We start from the raw sequence: 16,209 nt of genomic DNA, 5'->3' as shown, positions 1-16,209 counted from the left end.
AGGCAGCTCGCCACAGCCCGAGGTCGCCTCACGGCTGCGTGGCACACAGATCTCCGAGGCCCTCCGGGCGCTCGGGACCGCGGGGCGGCGGTGCGCACCCATGGGGGAGGAGGTGCGTTCCGCCGCCGCCGCTCCTTCGAGCGGCGCCTTGTCGTCCTCAGGGCCGCCAGCCCTCGAGCAACCCGCCCACCACGTCGTCGAGGAGTGGATCGGTGTCGAGGCCCGGCGCGAGCGCGCCGACGGTCGCGACGCCGTGCACGGCTGCCCACAGGGCGAGCCCGTAGCGCAGCGGGTCGGCCGTCCGTAGTTCGCCCGCATCCATCGCGTGGGCCAGGTTGGCGAGCATCGAGTCGAAGACCGAGGTTGCCCCACCGTGTTCGATGTCGGCATCGACGGTGATCTCGATGGCGTCGGGTCGGAACATGAACATCAGGGAGAAGAGTTCGGGCTCGTCCATCGCGAAGCGGACATAGCTCCTGCTCGACACCCAGATCATCTCGATCGGCGACGCCGGGTTGCCGGCGCGAAAGCGGGCATCGAGCTCGTCGTAACCGACCTGCGCGCAGGCTCGCAACAGCGCCTCGCGGTTGGTGAAGTGCGCGTAGAGCGCGGGGGCGGTGACCCCGATCCGACCGGCGAGCGCCCGCATCGACAGCTCTGCGACGCCGGATTCGCGAATGAGAGCGATCGCCTCGGCGGTGATGCCGTCGGCCGAGAGCACCGGCCGCGGTGTGGTCATCGTCGCTGGGCTCGCCGAGCGACGCGGGCGGACGTGCCGACGATGCCCGACGGGAACTTGATCGCGGCGATGATGAGGAAGAGCCCGCTCACGGCGAACTGGTACTGCGATGCCTCGTCGTTGAGTTGATCCATGCCCACGGTGAGCAAACCCTTCTCGGTGAGCGCCCCGGCGACCAGAGCGGCCGCCGGCGCAGCGATGCCCGAAAGGTAGGTCATCGCGACGAGTACGAGAGACTTGAGCGAAGCAAAGCTCGATGCCGACACGAAGCCGTTCTGGTATGCGGTCAGCGTTCCCCCGATGCCGGCGAGGAATGCGGCCACCGCGTTGGCCGAGAGTTTCACTCTCGGCGCGGAGATGCCGATCGCCTCGGCGGCGCGCTCGTTGGCTCGCACCGCCAACCACTGCCGACCGGTGGGGCTGCGGCGCAGGTTCACCACGATGTACATCGCGAACAGCAATGCGCCGAGGACGAGGAAACCGAACTCGCGACGAGGGAACAGCGCGCCGCGGGCCGCGATCTGCAGATCGACCCCCAGCAGGCTGGGAGGATCGACCTGGGCCCCTTCGATGCCGCCGGTGAACCAGTTCCACTTGAAGACGAGCTCCTCGATCGCCACGGCGGCCGCGAGCGATGCGATCGCGAGGGTCAGACCGCGGATCCGTATGGCGGGGAGCCCGGCGAGCGTGCCGAGTGCGACAGCGGCGACCGTGCCTGCGAGCGGCGCCCACGGGAACCCGATTCCCCACATGTCGCCGACCTTCACCATCGTGAAGCCGGCCGTACCGGCGAGGGCGAACGTCGCCAACGAGATCTGGCCGACGAACCCGGTCAGGACGATGACCGACAGGGCCATGATGGCGGCGATCGCCGAGAAGATGATGGCGAGTCGCCACTCGCTGTCGAGACGGAACAGCCCGACCACGCCGACGGCGGTGCAGGCGAGGGTGACGACCATCGTGACGGTCGGGCGCGGTGCGGGTGGGAGGCGGGCCGTGTGGAGGTCGCCGCGGCCGACCGTGCGATCGCTGCGCAGGACGAGGGCGATGAGGACGATGATGAAGGGGAGGCCCTGTTGGAGCCCGACACCCTTGAGCGCGTCCCACTCGGCCTGGGCCGCAGAGATCTCCGACATGAGCATCCCGATACCGAGACCGACCGCGGCCGCGATCCCGATCGAATGGAAGCGGCCGAGTAGTGCCGCGCCGAGCGCGGGGACGACGAGCAGGCTCTGCACCGGCGGGTCGAGGCTGTTGAGAATCGGGGCCGCGAGGATCATCGCCGCGCCGGCGAGCACCGTCGCCAGCATCCAGTTGAGTGCGCTGATCCAGTCGGGTGAGATGCCGAGGAGCACTGCACCCGTCTCGTTCTCGGCATTCGCCCGGGTGGCGAGCCCGAACGTGGTGAACTTCCCGATCAGGCTGATCACGACGGCAGCCGCGATCACGCCGCCGGCGAGGAGGTAGCGATCCGCGTTGACGCTCACGCTCCCGAACGTCACCAGATCGTTGGGCAGGGGACCCTCCAGGACGTTGCGTACCGCCCCGCTGGTCGGGAAGCGCACCTGCATCACGCCGATCAGGTAGGTCATGAGACCGAGGGAGGCCACGACCCGGGCCAACGGCGGCGCCGTTCGCAGCGGCCGGAAGATCAACCAGTAGGTCGCCAGACCGACGATCGCCGCGAGCAACAGTGTGACCACGAGAGCGCTCGTCACCACCGGTCGGTCCAGCAGATGGAACCGGGAGGGGACGAACGGTAGGAGGAACGGTTGGACGACGTCGCCGGTGGCGCGGAACTCGTAGTAGACGAGGGCCAGATAGGTCCCCACCGCGGCGTGCGCGAAGTTGATCACGTTGCTGGCGCGGTGTGTGACGACGACACCGATCGCCAGCGCCGCGATGACGCCGCCGACCCCGAGCCCGAGGAGCAGGTTCGAGAAGAGTGTCGTCATCGCTACGGTCGGCGTCGACTACTCGGCGAAGGCGCTCTCGAAGAGCGCCACGGTGTCGATCCAATCGGTCACGAAGGTCAGCTCGCCGTCGACGAAGGTGAACAACGCCTGCTGGGGAGCGCAGAGCGAGGGCAGACCGGGGACCTGGTTGCCGTCGCAGGTGTAGGGATGACCCCAGAAGCTGCGACGATCGACGGCGCGTTCAAGGACTTCGACGATGCCCTCGCTCGTGATGTCGTCGCCGCCGAGCTCGGCGAGCACGGCATAGAGATTCATCATGCCCCGGAAGGCCACGGTGCCGGCGGCCTGGGCGTTGCCGGTGTTGTACTCGTTGGACGCGAGGTCGAAGACGGTCCCGTCGACATCGTCGGGGTCGGGGGGTCCTTCGCCGTTGAAGACGACACCGGCATCGGCGCCGCCGGCCGCATCGATGATCTCGTCGGCCGCGCAGGCGCCGAAGAGGTAGAGCGTGCCTTCGAAGCCGAAGTCGCGGAAGCCCTCCATCACGGGAACGCAGGCGGCGTCGGCGGCGTTGATGACCACGGCCTGGGCACCGAACGCCTTCGCGTCGTTGAGTACGCTCGTGTAGTCGGCCCCGAAGAGTGGGAAGGCGTGGAGGCGGACCTCGAGGCCGAGATCCTCGCCCACGCGAGCGCCGTATTCCTCCGCCGCGACCTGGAACGACTCGAACTCCCCGTAGGCGATGAAGGCCTTCTCGTATCCCTGCTCGGCGGCATGCTGCATGAAGGCGGCCATGCCGCCCGCGGTGCCACCGGAGAATGCGAACGACGACGGGCTGCGCTGCTCGGCGAGGCCGGCGGGGATGCCGCCGACGATGGGGAGCCCGTTCTGTTCCAGCACGGGCAGGGCCCCCTGGACCAGCACGTCGATGCCGCCGACGAGGGCCACCACGTCCTCGAGCACGAGTTCCTGCGCACAGGCCTGCGAGCTCTCGACGCTGAACTCGGTGATGCACGGCACGAGCTCGAGCGGTCGGCCGTCGACGCCACCGAGCTCGGCGTTGATGAAGTTGATGGCGGCCTCGGCCGCGAAACGCAGCTCCGGGTACGAACCGGCGGCGGTGTTCTCCTGGTTGATCATGCCGATGCGGATCGGCTCGAGATTGTCGTCGGCGGCCACCGGCAGGTCGGGAATCGTGCCGAGGAACCACTCCTGGCCGGCGAGTCGCTCGACGATCGATGTTCCGTCGCCCTGCGGCTCGCCCCCGTCGCCGGTGCCGTCGTCGGTGCCGTCGTCGACCGTCGTGTCGGGTGCCGCGGCCGTCGTGGTGGTGTCGCTCGTCTCGGTGTTGTCCGCCGGCTCGCTGCATGCGGCCACGACGAGCGCGAACGCTCCGAGGATGATCAGCATTCTCCGTCGCATCATGGGTCCCCTCCAAGATCGGTCGTCGGACGATAGCGCTGATCGACTTAACAGTGTTAACCACCTGGGGTATGTTCTCGTCCGACGAGGGGAAACGACGATGACGACGACCGAGACCGGACCGGCGACCGAGCAGGCCAGAGAGCTGCCGTGGCACCTCCAGGGCAACTACGGACCGATCGAGCACGAGCTGGATGCCCATCGGCTCGAGGTCGAGGGCGAGATCCCGGCTGAGCTCGACGGCACCTACATGCGCAACGGGTTCAATCCGGTCAGCGGGTGGAGCGACCACTGGTTCTTCGGCGACGGCATGATCCACGCGATCGACCTCCGTGACGGCGCGGCGTCGTACAAGAATCGCTATGTCCGCACTCCTGCCCTCGAAGCGGGTGGCGGCGCGCTGTCGATGCACCCGAAGGACTCGCCGGCCAACACCAACATCGTTCGCCACGCCGGGCGGTACTTCGCCCTCGAGGAGGCCCATGGCGCCTACGAGATGAACGCCGACCTCGACACCATCGGCCTGGAGACGTGGGGCGACCGGATCGCCGGCGCGTTCACCGCCCATCCCAAGATCTGTCCGGAGACCGGCGAGATGCTCGCATTCGGCTACAACGTCGTCGGCCCCGAGTTCCTGCGCTACTACCGCTTCGACGCGGAGGGGGAGCTCGTGCAGTCCGAGCCGATCACCCTTCCGACCGGCGTGATGATGCACGACTTCAACATCACCCGGAACCACGTGATCTGGATGGACCTCCCCGTGTGCTTCGACCTCGACATGGCGATCAGGGGCGAGCTCCCCTTCGCCTGGCGTCCCGACAACGGCGCTCGGCTCGGGGTGATGCCCCGCACGGGCGGCGATGCCGACGTCCGCTGGTTCGACATCGAACCGGGTTACGTGTTCCACCCGGTCAACTCCCACGAGGAGGGCGATCGCATCGTGCTGACGGTGTGCCGCGCCGATCGCGCCATGGCCGGCGGGTTCGACGACATCTCGGCGAAGGCGACGCTGTGGCGCTGGACGATCGACACGACGGCGGGCACGGTCGCGGAGGAACAGATCGACGATCGCACGTCGGATTTCGCCCGTGTCGACGACCGACGGCTCGGCCTGCCGGCGCGGTTCGGCTACACGATGCAGCTGGGCGCGACCCCCGATCATCCGAGCATGGGGACCGAGGTCTACAAGTACGACCTCGCCACCGGCCGACCCGAGATCCACGACATGGGGACGGTCACCGGCGGCGAACCGGTGTTCATCCCGCGCGCCATCGATGCGGCCGAGGACGACGGTTGGGTGGTGCTCTACGCCTATGACCCCGCCGAGGACCGCAGCGAGTTCCGCATCATCGACGCCCGGGACTTCAGTGGCGAGCCGGTGGCCCGGGTGTTCACCCCGCAACGCGTGCCCTACGGCGCACACGGCAACTGGATGCCTCGCGGCTGATGGCGGTTCTCCTCGACGCCCACGCAACCGCGCGTCCCGACGAGGCCGCACTCGTCGACGAGCGGGGCGCGACCACCTGGTCGGAGCTGCGAACCCGGGTCACCAAGCTGTCGCGGGCGTTCGCGGACCGAGGGATCGGTTCCGGCGACACGGTCGCCGTGATGATGGGCAACCGTCGCGAGCTCTTCGAGGTCTTGTTGGCGGCAGCGCACACGGGGTTCACGGTCGTCCCGGTCAACTGGCACTGGGTGGCCGACGAGTTGGCCTACGTGATCGACGACTCCGGCGCCCGCGCCCTCATCGTCGGCGAACGCTTCGCCGAGGTGGGGGTCGAGGCGCTCGCCGACCCGCGGGCGGCGAACATCGAGTTCTCGGCCGTGGCCGGGACCGGCGCACTCGATTCCTACGAAGACCTTCTCGGCTCGGGCGCCGAAACGGCGCTGACCGAGCAGCTCCTCGGCGGGCCGATGTTCTACACGTCGGGGACCACCGGTCGGCCGAAGGGTGTGCGCGGCATGCTCTCGGGCGGTCAGGGAATACCGAGCGAGATCTTCGGGCTCATCAGCTCGAGCATGAACGACTACGTCCCGGCCGACGGCACCACACTGCTCGCCGGACCCGCCTACCACTCGGCGCAATGGGCGTTCAGCTTCATGCCGCTGGTCAACGGTTCGTCGATCGTGATGCGCCACAAGTTCGACGCGGCGGAGACGCTCCGTCTCATCGACGAACACGCGGTCACCAACACCCACCTCGTCCCGACCCAGTTCAAGCGCATCCTCGATCTGCCCGACGACGTGCGGGCCGGCTTCGACGGTTCGTCACTCGTCGCGCTCTGGCACGGCGCCGCACCCTGCCCGCCGCCGTGGAAGCGCGCCATGATCGAGTGGATCGGACCGGTCGTGCATGAGTACTACGGGTCGACCGAGGGTGCCTTCATCTCCACCATCCGGGCCGACGACTGGCTCGAACGGGGCGGCAGTGTCGGCAAGCCACTCGCGGTGATGGAGGTCTACGTCGTCGACGACGACGGCAACCACCTCGGTCCCGGTGAGACGGGAACCCTCTACTTCAAGAGCGCGATGGGCAGTGACTTCGAGTATCACAACGACCCGGAGAAGACCGCCGCCGCGCACCTCGAGCCGGGCGTGTTCACGACCGGCGACGTGGGTCACCTCGACGCCGACGGCTACCTCTGGCTGTCCGATCGCAAGATCGACATGATCATCTCCGGTGGCGTCAACATCTATCCCGCGGAGATCGAGGCAGTGCTCGCCGAGCACGCCGCGGTCGGCGATGTCGCCGTGATCGGCGTCCCGAACGAGGAGTTCGGTGAGGAGGTCAAGGCCGTCGTCCAAGTGTCTGCTGTCCCGTTGCACGCCGACGAGGGCGTGATCGAGGCGGAGCTGTTGCGGGCCTGTCGGGAGCGCCTTGCCGGCTACAAGTGCCCGCGCTCGGTCGACTTCGTCGACGAGCTTCCCCGCACCGGCACCGGCAAGATCCTCAAGCGCGAGCTCCGTGCGCCGTACTGGGCCGACGCCGGCCGGGCGATCTGATCGGCCCGCCTCGGGTTCGGGTCAGAACCAGCCGGTCGGGATTGCCTCGGTCGACAGACGGACGACCCAGATGCCGATCATCAGCACGCAATTGAACGCCAGGAGAGGGACCGCGAGCGAACGGAGTCGCGACGCCCTCGACGCCGGCGTGGTGAGCGCGATGACGGCGATGAGTACCGCGATCTGCGCCGCGGCGAGCACGATCCACGGATGATGCGACCAGCTCGCGCTCACGTCGCCGCGCACGAGTCGGTTCGCGGCCCGGGTCGCGCCGCATCCCGGGCAGTAGGCACCGGTGCAACGGCGCAGGGGGCACAGGACGACACCGTCGTCGGCACCGGCGCTCGCCACGAGGGTTCCGACGACGAGTGCGCCGGCGGTCACCGGCAGCAGGTCGAATCCGCGGGCTCGACCGACCCGAGCGAACGCGGTGGACATCACCCGCGGCTCGTGAGGACGGCCAGGAAGAGCAGCAGGACCAGCACGCCGATGACGAGGATGATCGTCCCGATGAGGCCGATGATCCATGCGGCCTGGGCCATGCCTCGGGCGTTCGCATCGCCCCCTCCGCCGTCGATCCGTTGGAGCTCGGTGCGTCCCATCACCATCCCGATGGGAGCGAGCACTCCGCACAGGATGAGCCCGAGGATCGAGAGCGCGAGGGCGATGCCGGCATTCGTCCGGTCGCCCGCCGCCGTCGGATACGGCGATGGCGGTGGCGTGGCCGCCGATCGGCGCTGGTCGGTCCATCCCGTTCCGTCCCAGTAGCGGAGTTGCCCCGGGTACTCGGGATCGGGGTACCAGCCCGTGGGAGGTGAGGGGTGACCGGACATGTCAGCCGAGATAGCTCGCCTCGACCAGGCTCGGATCGGATCGGAGGTCCGCGGCATCGCCGTCGAGGACGACGCGTCCGTGGGCCAGCACCACCGCCCGGTCGGCGAGTTCGAGGGCGAGATGGATGTGTTGCTCGACGACGATCACCGCGGTGCCGAGTTCGTCGGCCACGCGGCGGACCACCGGCAGCATCTCCTCGACGATCACCGGAGCGAGCCCGAGGCTCATCTCGTCGACGAGCAGGAGCTGGGGTTCGGTGACGATCGCCCGCGCCACGGCGAGCATCTGTTGCTCGCCGCCCGACAGCAGACCGGCGCGGCGGTGGAGCAGTGGGCCGAGCGCAGGGAAGACGTCGATCGCCCGGGTATAGGCTGCCGGGCGGTTGCGGCGCTTCAGCCCGGGGGCGAGACGCAGGTTCTCCTTGACGGTCAGCCCCGGGAACAGCGAGCGGTCTTCGGGAACATGGGCGACCCCGCGTCGAGCGACCCGGTGCGGACGGCGGCTGTCGGTCGGCTCGCCGAGGACCTCCAGATGCCCGCCGATGGTGGGTAGAAGGCCCGAGATCGTGCGGAGCGTGGTGGTCTTGCCGGCTCCGTTCGGTCCGAGCAGGGCCACGACCTCGCCGGCGGCGACCTCGAGATCGAGACCGCGGACGACCGGGACGCCGTTGTAGCCGGCCTCGAGGCTTCGCAGGTGAAGGACGGTCATGTCGCCGTTGCGGCGCGGCCGAGGTAGGCGGCGACCACTGCGGGGTCGGTGCGGATCTCGTCGGGAGAACCGGTCGCGATGATCGACCCGAAGTCGAGGACGTGGATCCGGTCGCAGACGTCGAGGACGAGCCCCATGTCGTGGTCGATCAGGAACACCGTGACGCCGGTGGCCGCGATCGCCCGGAGGCGGTCGCCGAGTGCGAGGCTCTCGGCCGAGTCGAGGCCGGCGGCCGGCTCGTCCAACAGGAGGACCTTCGGCGAGGCGGCGAGCGCACGAGCGACCCCGACCAGGCGCCGGTGACCATGGCTGAGGTCGGCCGGGAAGCGGTCCCGGTCCTCGGTCAGGCCGAGGAGCTCGAGTGCGGACTCCACGGCGGGGATCGAGGTTTCGCGACGACGGGGGACGAGCGCATCGACGATGAACTCCCACCAACGGATCCGCGTCGCCGCGGCGGCGAGATTGTCCTCGACGGTCAGATCCTCGAAGAGTTCGAGCGTCTGGAAGGTGCGGACCAGTCCCAGCGTCGCCCGTTCGTTGGCGCTCAGCCTGCTGATGTCGTGGTCACCGAGATGGACCGACCCCGTCGTCGGAACCATGCCGGTCACTGCGTCGATGAATGTGGTCTTTCCCGCGCCGTTGGGGCCGATCAGGCCGGTGATGCCGCCCGGTTCGACCGTGAGATGGACCTCGGCCAGGGCCTGAACGCCGCCGAAGGAGACGGACAGGGAGTCGGTACGGAGCATGGACATCTGTGGGCACGCTACCGACCGGTTCACACCGCAGTCCACCCTCCGTCGACCGGGACGATCGCGCCGGTCATGAACGACGAACTGTCGGAGGCCAGCAGCAGGAGGGCGCCGTCGAGTTCTCCCTCCACTCCCGCTCGACCCATCGGTGCGCCATCGGTCATGTAGGCCGACGACCGGTCGTCGGCGAACATCTCGCCGTTCATCTCCGTCTCGAACCACCCCGGCGCGATCGCGTTGACACGAATGCCCTTGCGGGCCCATTCCGAGGCGAGTTCGCGGGTCAGGTTGTGGATGCCACCCTTGGCCGCGGTGTAGCCCGGAACCCGGAGCCGACCGCCGGCGACCATCCCCAGGACCGAACCGATGTTGATGATGCTGAGCGGGTGCGATGCGCCGATGGCCCACGCGGCAGCAGCGCGGGCGACCCCGTACGGCGCGACGAGGTCGATCTCGATCTCGCGCCTGAAGCTCTCGACATCGAAGTCGAGTGCGGTCGCCGCCGTGCTCGCACCGGCATTGTTCACGACGACGTCGATCCGGCCGTAGTGCTCGATGGCGGCGTCGATCAACAGCTCGCCGGCGTCGGGCGCGGTGAGGTCGATCGGCACGGCGAACGCATCGGGGAGCTCGGCCACCAGCGCGTCGAGTCGCTCGGCGCGTCGGGCGGCGACGACGACCTTCGCGCCGACGGCGGCCAGCACCCGGGCGAAGCGCTCACCGAGACCCGAGCTGGCGCCGGTCACGATCGCCACCCGGTCGTCGAGTCGGAACGGTGCAAGGGGATCGGGCAGTTCGTTCGTCATGGTCACCGAGTCTGGCGTACGGCGCCGTCGGTGACGGAGATGAGCCGCGATCCGCGGTCGACGTCGTCCGGGTCGTGCGACACCCAGACGACGGTGGGGTGGGCGGCTCCCCGGAGCCGATCGCGGATGGTGGCACGGCTCGCCTCGTCGATGGCGGCGAGGGGCTCGTCGAGGAGCAGCACCGTCGCGGGTGTGGCCAGGGCCCGTGCGATGGCCGTACGTTGCCGCTGTCCGATCGACAATTCGCCGGGCATGCGTCGGGCGAGTTCGCCGATCCCGACGGTTTCGAGATGGGGGAGCGCCTCGTGGCGGGCGTCGTGACGGGAACGGCCTCGCCGCCGTGCGGGAAACGCCACATTGTCGATCACGCTCAGGTGCGGGAAGAGCCGGTGGTCCTGGAACGCGAAGGCGATCGGCCGTTCGTGGGTCGGCACGAAATGACGGGTGGCCGGCTCGTCCATCGAGAGCCCGTCGATTCGCAGTTCGCCCGCGTCGAGCGCCTCCAGGCCGGCGAGAACCCGGAGCAGCGTCGTCTTCCCGGCACCGTTGGCACCGACGACATGGGAGACGCCGGGCGCGATCTCGGCGTCGAAGTCGAGGGTGAGTTCGCCACGGACGACGCGACCGTGCAAGGAGATCATCGGGTGAGCCACCGCCCCCGCAGGATCGCCAGCACCGCAAGGCTGATGGCGAGCAGGAGCACGCTCACTGCGATTGCCGTCTCGGGGTCCTGCTCGAGGGCCAGGAAGGTCTCGACCGGGAGGGTGCGGGTCCGCCCGCCGAGGCTGCCGGCGAAGGTGATCGTCGCGCCGAACTCGCCGAGTGCCCGTGCCCACGAGAGCGCGAGACCTGCTGCGATCGAGGGCCGCAGAACCGGAAGCGTGACATGCACGAACGTCTGCCACGGCGACGCTCCGGCGGCTGCGGCCGCCTCGTCGAGCACGGTGCCGTCGTCGCGGAGGGCCGATTCGACCGTGGTCACGAAGAAGGGCAGGGCGACGAAGGTCGCGGCGACCACCGCGCCGGCGGTGGTGAACGGCAGGGTGATGCCGAACCAGCGGTCGAGCCACTCGCCGAACAGGCCGCGGCGCCCGAGCGCGAACAGCAGGGCCGTGCCCCCGACCACGGGTGGCAACACCATCGGGAGCAGCACGAGCACCCGGAGGACGGAGAACAACGGTCCTTCCTGGCGCGCCAGTACCCAGGCCAACGGAAGACCCAACACGAGGCACAGGGCGGCGGCGCTCAGCGAGACGACGAGCGAAACCCGGATCGCCTCGAGGATCTCGCCGGAGGTCAGTCGCTCGAGGATGCTCGACCATGGCGCCCGCTGGAGCAGGCCGACCAACGGCAGGGCGAGCAGCACCACGGCCACGGCCGCGGGGACGGCGATCGGCCGTGGCACGATCCGGCGGGGGGCGCTCACGGGAGGAGGAATCCTTCGTCTTCGAGCAGGTCGCGGCCGGCATCGGCGCGCAGGAAGTCGATGATCGGTGATGGTTCGTCGCGCACCGAAGCCGCGAGATACGCCGTCTCGAAGCCGGTCAACGAGTCGTCGTCCAGGGTCGCGAGCCCGAGGTCGGCGGCGTCGGTCGCGTAGACCAGGCCTGCGTCGAGTTCGCCCCGGGCGATCTTGAGCGCGAGGGAGCGGACGTTGGGCTCCTCGGTGTCGACCGCCAGGTCCAGTCCGGAGTCGACGGCTCTGGCGGCCAGACGGCCACAGGGGACTTCGGCGGCGCAGACCCCGATCAGGAGATCCGGGTCGGCGAGGTCGTCGAGCTCGGCAACACCGGCCTGGTTTCCCGGTGCGAGCGCAACGACGAGCCGATTGCGGGCGACGACCACCGGTTCGCCGGCCACGAGGCCCTGGTCGACCGCGTCGGCCATCGTCTCGGCATCGGCCGTGATCAACACGTCGGCCGCGGCCCCGTCGGCGAGCTGGCGAACGAGTCGGCTGCTTCCGGCGATGACCCAGTCGGTGTCGATGTCGAGTCGGGTGTCGATGGACGCGGTGAGTCCGGTGAACGAGGACGGGACCATGACCACCGTCGTGTCGCCGTCGCCCCCGCATCCGACGAGGCCCATCGCGGCCACGATGGCGATCGCCACCCGGGTGGTCGGCTTCACGGCGTTTCGATGATCACGTTGGTCGACTTGATCGATGCCACGGCCGGCGCGCCGGGCTCGAGTGCGAGGGCATCGACGGCTTCCGCGGAGATCAACGAGACGATGCGGTGGGGTCCCGCCTGGATCTCGACCTGGGCCATGACCGTGTCGCGCACGACCCGGGTCACGAGGCCCGGGAAGCGATTGCGGGCCGATACGTGGTTGGCGTCGGCCCCCGGCTGGTCGCCGAGCTCGAGGGCCAGCCGGGCGAGTTCGGTGCCGACCACTTCGCGATGGCCGCCCTCGGTGCGGGTCGTCTCGAGACGACCTTGATCGGCCCAACGCCGCACGGTGTCGGGGCTGACACCGAGAAGGCGAGCGGCTTCACCCATTCGAAACTGGTGCATGCCGAGAAACAGTAGCGAATATCGTGCATCTGCGAGAATCAGCCACGAATCCACCGAGCCGCGCCGCCGGCCATAGGTTCGCGAGCATGATTCCCGCCGCGTTCGTCCTCGTGCCCGCCCAGGAAGTCGACCCCCTGACCGACGCGTGCGGTGCTGTCGATCCGTCCTACATCTGCGAGCAGGTGTTCGACTGGACCAACAGCAAGTTCCTCGCCACGGCGGCCGAATGGCTCCTCGATCGGCCGATTCGGATCGTTCTCATCCTGTCGCTGGCGTGGATCGCGTCGCGGATCCTCCAGCGTGTCGTCGCCCGCTTCGTTGCGACCGTCGCCGCATCGCCGACCGACGAGCGTTTCCAGGCGCTGCGCGAGCGGGGCCCCGGGCGTCTCCTCATCGAGGAGTCCGAGAAGAAGCGGGCCTCGGCCCGCGCCGAGACGATCGGACTCGTGCTGCGAAGCCTCGCCGTGGCCGCCGTCTGGAGCGTGGCCGCCCTGCTCGTCCTCGGTCAGCTCGAGATCGACCTGGCCCCCCTGATCGCCGGCGCCGGCATCGGCGGTATCGCTCTCGGTTTCGGTGCCCAGTCGGTGGTGCGCGATTTCCTGTCCGGACTCTTCATGCTGATCGAGGATCAGTACGGCGTGGGCGACATCGTCGACCTCGGGCCCGCCACCGGCACCGTCGAGAAGGTCTCACTGCGGTCGACCACGATCCGCGATGTGCAGGGCACCGTGTGGCACGTACCCAACGGCGAGATCCTCCGCGTGGGCAACTACAGCCAGCTCTGGTCGCGCGCCCTCATCGACGTCGAGGTCGCCTACGACACCGACATCGACTTCGCTCAGGGCGTGATCCAGCGGGTCGCCGACGAGATGTGGGAGAACAGCGCCTGGGGCGGCGACGAGGTGATGGAGCGGCCCGAGGTCTGGGGGGTGCAGAGCCTCGGTTCGTCGTCGATCGCCATTCGGCTCGTCGTCAAGACCGAACCCTCGGAGCAGTGGGCGGTCGAGCGGGAACTCCGGCTACGGCTCAAGAAGGCCCTCGACGAGGCGGGGATCGAGATCCCGTTCCCGCAGCAGACGGTGTGGTTCCGTCACCAGGGTGATCACCCCGTCGCCGAGCGGCCCGATCCGTCGACCATCGCCGTGCACCACATCGCCGAGGCCCACGACGACGAGACGCCCACCTAGTCCGGCAGCGGGTTCCGCCGGCGCACCATCGTCACGCCGTCGCCGATGGTGAGCTGGGCCACGACGACGCGATCGTCGTCGGCCAGGAAGTCGTTGAGCGCCCGCAGCGCGTCGGTGCTCTCGTCGTCGGCGCCCGAGTCGGGCAGGACGTTGCCCGACCAGAGGGTGTTGTCGAACAGGATCATCCCGTTCGGTGCGAGGCGGCGGAGTATCTCTTCGTAGTAGCTGCGGTAGGCGGGCTTGTCGGCATCGATGAAGGCGAAGTCGATGCGGGGCTCGTCGGGCAACGCCTGCAGTGTCTCGATCGCCGGGGCGATCCGCAGGTCGATGCGGTCGGCGAGACCGGCCAGTTCCCAGTGTTCACGCGCGATCGCCGTCCACTCCTCGCTGACGTCGCAGCAGAGAAGGCGACCGCCCGGGGCGAGGCCCCGGGCGATGCACAGCGACGAGTATCCGGTGAACGTGCCCACCTCGACCGCGAAGGCGGGCCGCAGCGCCGTGACCAGGAGGCTCATGAACGCCCCCTGGTCGGGACCGATCTGCATCATGGCCGCCCCACCCGCCTGCCTCGCAGTGGCCTCGATCAGCGAACTCAGCACCGGATCGGGCTGCTCGCTGTGGGCCGCCGCGTAGTCGGCGATGCCCGGCTGGGCAATGGTGGGACGGCTCATGCGCCGTGGCTCAGATGTTGGCGATGAACGTGGCGAGTGCCTCGTCGGCCGCCTCGAGGTCGCGCTGCGACGGGGCCTGGACCTCGACCCGCACCAGATAGTCGGCGTTGTTCGGAGCCGCGGCCAGCACGATGTAGATCGTGTCGGTGCCACCGCAGTTGCCCCAGATCTGGAGGGTTCCGGCGTAGAGGCCATCGTCGTAGGGCTCGGCGCCGAAGTCCTCACACACACTGGAGAGGTCGAGCTCCTGCAGGAGCGTATCGATCTCGGAAGCGCTGCGATCCGGGGCCGATTCGACGATGATGCCGGGAACGTCCCAGGTGTTGCGCCAGGCCTCGATGTCGGGCGACGCCCAGATGCTCGGTCCGAAGTCGGGGTTCGGCTCGCCGTTGACCTCGACCCATGACTGCGGGATCGAGACCGAGATCAGGCCCTGGTCGTCGGTGACGGTGGTGTAGCTGTAGGGAGCGTCGCCGCCGCCGACCGACGAGTTGTCGCCGGTGTCGGAGCCGTCGCCGCCGCCGACCTCGTCGATGACCGCGCCGGTGATCAGGGGCAGCTCGATCGGGTCGCCGTTCACCTGACCCGTGAGCACCAGGTCGAGCGACGGGCGGTAGACCTCGATGTCCATCGTGGCGTCGTCACCCTGGGTCCGCAGGACGTCGCAGTAGTCGGCCATCGTGCCGTCGGTGGCGAGCACGAGGTTCTCCAGCGTGATCAGCACGTCGCCGGGCTCGATGCCGGCCTTGTCGGCCGGTGAGCCGCTCTCGACGCTGGAGATGAACATGCCGGAGAGGCCGTTGTCGTAGACCTGCGCCTCGCCGTTGATGCCCAGCGAATCGACGTTCTCGCCGCCGGCCAGCCGGTCGATGATCGGTCGGGCGTCTTGTGCCGCGATGGCGTAGTTCGTGTCGAACTCGTTGTTGCCGGCGTAGTTGACGCCGATGACGTGGCCGTCTTCGTCGACGAGCGGTCCACCGGAGTTGCCGCCGAGAATGCGGGCGTCGTGCTGGATCACGCCGTCGACCGATGCCCATGAGGACTCGCCATCGGCCTCGACCGATCCGACGATGCCGCTGGTGAGCGTGTAGTCGAGATCGTCGAAGTCGACCTCGTCGGACGCGGGGAACCCGGCGGAGAACACGTCGAGGCCGACGGTCACCGGATCGTCGCGGAAGGTCAGCGGCGTGTAGCCACCGCCATCGAGATCGATGACGGCGAGGTCGCTGCACTCGCTGACGCCGAGGATGCGGGCGTTCATCGGGTCGCCGTCGGAGAAGCTGACGGCGAGGGTCGCCGCGCCCTGCACGACATGGTTGTTGGTGACGACGAGGCCGTCCTCGCTGATGACGAAGCCGGTGCCGGTGAAGCCGACGTTGAACGCCGCCGCCCCGCCGGATTGCACGAACGTGCCCTGACCCTGGATCTGGACCACGGACCCCTCCACGTCGGAGATGTCGAAATCGCCTCCGGCGGTGGTCGTGACCTCGTCGGGGGCCTTGGTGGTGGAACTGCCGCCGCTCGCGTCGACGTCACCGTCGCCGTCGCCACCACCACACGCTGCGCTGAACATCGCCAACGCCATCAGTACAACCACTATCCGCCGCATTTCGGCTCCTTTTCGTCTCGGACATAGTGGCACGACGAACGCAACGTCTGGG

General features: G+C 68.8%; 17 protein-coding genes. 3 read left to right on the top strand and 14 right to left on the bottom strand.

Annotation, left to right across the window (positions count from 1 at the left end; translation table 11 throughout):
* Positions 1 to 157 precede the first annotated feature (157 nt).
* From R2707_10680 to R2707_10670, 3 genes are read right to left on the bottom strand one after another with little or no spacing between them, the layout of a single operon-like run.
* Positions 158 to 739 carry a TetR/AcrR family transcriptional regulator gene (locus tag R2707_10680; GenBank protein ID MEZ5245553.1) on the bottom strand — a complete coding sequence of 194 codons (582 nt, stop codon included), beginning with the start codon at positions 737 to 739 and terminating at the stop codon, positions 158 to 160.
* Positions 736 to 2,694: an ABC transporter permease gene (locus R2707_10675; protein ID MEZ5245552.1), complete on the bottom strand. Its 1,959-nt coding sequence runs from the start codon at positions 2,692 to 2,694 to the stop codon at positions 736 to 738. Before R2707_10675 ends, R2707_10680 begins: the two co-directional genes overlap by 4 nt.
* Before the next feature lie 18 nt (positions 2,695 to 2,712).
* Positions 2,713 to 4,080 (bottom strand): ABC transporter substrate-binding protein, encoded by a 1,368-nt coding sequence (locus R2707_10670; protein ID MEZ5245551.1) that lies wholly within the window; start codon positions 4,078 to 4,080, stop codon positions 2,713 to 2,715.
* Positions 4,081 to 4,177: 97 nt separating this feature from the next.
* Here R2707_10670 and R2707_10665 point away from each other — a divergent pair, with 97 nt between their 5' ends.
* A complete protein-coding gene (locus tag R2707_10665; GenBank protein ID MEZ5245550.1) occupies positions 4,178 to 5,524 on the top strand; it encodes a carotenoid oxygenase family protein in 1,347 nt (448 codons plus the stop codon).
* On the top strand, positions 5,524 to 7,080 hold the full coding sequence (locus tag R2707_10660; protein ID MEZ5245549.1) for an AMP-binding protein: 1,557 nt from the start codon (positions 5,524 to 5,526) through the stop codon (positions 7,078 to 7,080). Before R2707_10665 ends, R2707_10660 begins: the two co-directional genes overlap by 1 nt.
* Positions 7,081 to 7,101: 21 nt before the next feature.
* Here the strand turns inward: R2707_10660 and R2707_10655 are convergent, their stop codons facing one another.
* From R2707_10655 to R2707_10615, 9 genes are read right to left on the bottom strand one after another with little or no spacing between them, the layout of a single operon-like run.
* The gene (locus R2707_10655) at positions 7,102 to 7,518 is read right to left on the bottom strand and encodes a DUF2752 domain-containing protein (GenBank protein ID MEZ5245548.1); all 417 of its coding nucleotides are present in this window, start codon (positions 7,516 to 7,518) and stop codon (positions 7,102 to 7,104) included.
* Positions 7,518 to 7,913: a DUF2510 domain-containing protein gene (locus tag R2707_10650; protein ID MEZ5245547.1), complete on the bottom strand. Its 396-nt coding sequence runs from the start codon at positions 7,911 to 7,913 to the stop codon at positions 7,518 to 7,520. Before R2707_10650 ends, R2707_10655 begins: the two co-directional genes overlap by 1 nt.
* 1 nt (position 7,914) lies before the next feature.
* On the bottom strand, positions 7,915 to 8,622 hold the full coding sequence (locus R2707_10645) for an ABC transporter ATP-binding protein (protein ID MEZ5245546.1): 708 nt from the start codon (positions 8,620 to 8,622) through the stop codon (positions 7,915 to 7,917).
* Positions 8,619 to 9,374 (bottom strand): ABC transporter ATP-binding protein, encoded by a 756-nt coding sequence (locus R2707_10640; GenBank protein MEZ5245545.1) that lies wholly within the window; start codon positions 9,372 to 9,374, stop codon positions 8,619 to 8,621. Before R2707_10640 ends, R2707_10645 begins: the two co-directional genes overlap by 4 nt.
* Positions 9,375 to 9,397: 23 nt before the next feature.
* A complete protein-coding gene (locus R2707_10635; protein MEZ5245544.1) occupies positions 9,398 to 10,177 on the bottom strand; it encodes an SDR family oxidoreductase in 780 nt (259 codons plus the stop codon).
* Between the two features lie 2 nt (positions 10,178 to 10,179).
* Positions 10,180 to 10,818, bottom strand: a complete 639-nt coding sequence (locus R2707_10630; GenBank protein MEZ5245543.1) for an ATP-binding cassette domain-containing protein — start codon at positions 10,816 to 10,818, stop codon at positions 10,180 to 10,182.
* Positions 10,815 to 11,603, bottom strand: a complete 789-nt coding sequence (locus R2707_10625; GenBank protein MEZ5245542.1) for an ABC transporter permease — start codon at positions 11,601 to 11,603, stop codon at positions 10,815 to 10,817. The genes R2707_10630 and R2707_10625 overlap by 4 nt, the downstream gene beginning before the upstream one ends.
* Positions 11,600 to 12,304 (bottom strand): substrate-binding domain-containing protein, encoded by a 705-nt coding sequence (locus R2707_10620; protein ID MEZ5245541.1) that lies wholly within the window; start codon positions 12,302 to 12,304, stop codon positions 11,600 to 11,602. Before R2707_10620 ends, R2707_10625 begins: the two co-directional genes overlap by 4 nt.
* Positions 12,301 to 12,690: a TOBE domain-containing protein gene (locus tag R2707_10615; protein ID MEZ5245540.1), complete on the bottom strand. Its 390-nt coding sequence runs from the start codon at positions 12,688 to 12,690 to the stop codon at positions 12,301 to 12,303. Before R2707_10615 ends, R2707_10620 begins: the two co-directional genes overlap by 4 nt.
* Before the next feature lie 86 nt (positions 12,691 to 12,776).
* On the opposite strand from R2707_10615, the gene R2707_10610 reads away from it, so the two are divergent.
* Positions 12,777 to 13,877, top strand: coding sequence for a mechanosensitive ion channel family protein (locus R2707_10610; GenBank protein ID MEZ5245539.1), 1,101 nt, complete (start codon positions 12,777 to 12,779; stop codon positions 13,875 to 13,877).
* On the opposite strand, the gene R2707_10605 is transcribed toward R2707_10610, so the two are convergent.
* A complete protein-coding gene (locus R2707_10605) occupies positions 13,874 to 14,548 on the bottom strand; it encodes an O-methyltransferase (GenBank protein MEZ5245538.1) in 675 nt (224 codons plus the stop codon). The genes R2707_10610 and R2707_10605 overlap by 4 nt on opposite strands.
* Positions 14,549 to 14,558: 10 nt before the next feature.
* Positions 14,559 to 16,133, bottom strand: a complete 1,575-nt coding sequence (locus R2707_10600) for a S1C family serine protease (protein MEZ5245537.1) — start codon at positions 16,131 to 16,133, stop codon at positions 14,559 to 14,561.
* Between the last annotated feature and the right edge of the window lie 76 nt (positions 16,134 to 16,209).

The sequence above is a fragment of the Acidimicrobiales bacterium genome, from assembly GCA_041394245.1.
Taxonomy (GTDB): domain Bacteria; phylum Actinomycetota; class Acidimicrobiia; order Acidimicrobiales; family Aldehydirespiratoraceae; genus JAJRXC01.
Note: the sequence above shows the minus strand (reverse complement) of the source record. Positions and strands in the feature narration are given on the sequence as shown.

Bases quoted from the DNA above. Each gene is read 5' to 3' on its own strand.
- R2707_10660 (MEZ5245549.1), top strand. From the start codon at position 5,524: ATGGCGGTTCTCCTCGACGCCCACGCAACCGCGCGTCCCGACGAGGCC.
- R2707_10600 (MEZ5245537.1), bottom strand. From the start codon at position 16,133: ATGGCGTTGGCGATGTTCAGCGCAGCGTGTGGTGGTGGCGACGGCGAC.
- R2707_10670 (MEZ5245551.1), bottom strand. From the start codon at position 4,080: ATGATGCGACGGAGAATGCTGATCATCCTCGGAGCGTTCGCGCTCGTC.
- R2707_10640 (MEZ5245545.1), bottom strand. From the start codon at position 9,374: ATGTCCATGCTCCGTACCGACTCCCTGTCCGTCTCCTTCGGCGGCGTT.
- R2707_10615 (MEZ5245540.1), bottom strand. From the start codon at position 12,690: ATGCACCAGTTTCGAATGGGTGAAGCCGCTCGCCTTCTCGGTGTCAGC.
- R2707_10630 (MEZ5245543.1), bottom strand. From the start codon at position 10,818: ATGATCTCCTTGCACGGTCGCGTCGTCCGTGGCGAACTCACCCTCGAC.
- R2707_10655 (MEZ5245548.1), bottom strand. From the start codon at position 7,518: ATGTCCACCGCGTTCGCTCGGGTCGGTCGAGCCCGCGGATTCGACCTG.
- R2707_10605 (MEZ5245538.1), bottom strand. From the start codon at position 14,548: ATGAGCCGTCCCACCATTGCCCAGCCGGGCATCGCCGACTACGCGGCG.
- R2707_10650 (MEZ5245547.1), bottom strand. From the start codon at position 7,913: ATGTCCGGTCACCCCTCACCTCCCACGGGCTGGTACCCCGATCCCGAG.
- R2707_10665 (MEZ5245550.1), top strand. From the start codon at position 4,178: ATGACGACGACCGAGACCGGACCGGCGACCGAGCAGGCCAGAGAGCTG.
- R2707_10610 (MEZ5245539.1), top strand. From the start codon at position 12,777: ATGATTCCCGCCGCGTTCGTCCTCGTGCCCGCCCAGGAAGTCGACCCC.
- R2707_10675 (MEZ5245552.1), bottom strand. From the start codon at position 2,694: ATGACGACACTCTTCTCGAACCTGCTCCTCGGGCTCGGGGTCGGCGGC.
- R2707_10635 (MEZ5245544.1), bottom strand. From the start codon at position 10,177: ATGACGAACGAACTGCCCGATCCCCTTGCACCGTTCCGACTCGACGAC.
- R2707_10645 (MEZ5245546.1), bottom strand. From the start codon at position 8,622: ATGACCGTCCTTCACCTGCGAAGCCTCGAGGCCGGCTACAACGGCGTC.
- R2707_10680 (MEZ5245553.1), bottom strand. From the start codon at position 739: ATGACCACACCGCGGCCGGTGCTCTCGGCCGACGGCATCACCGCCGAG.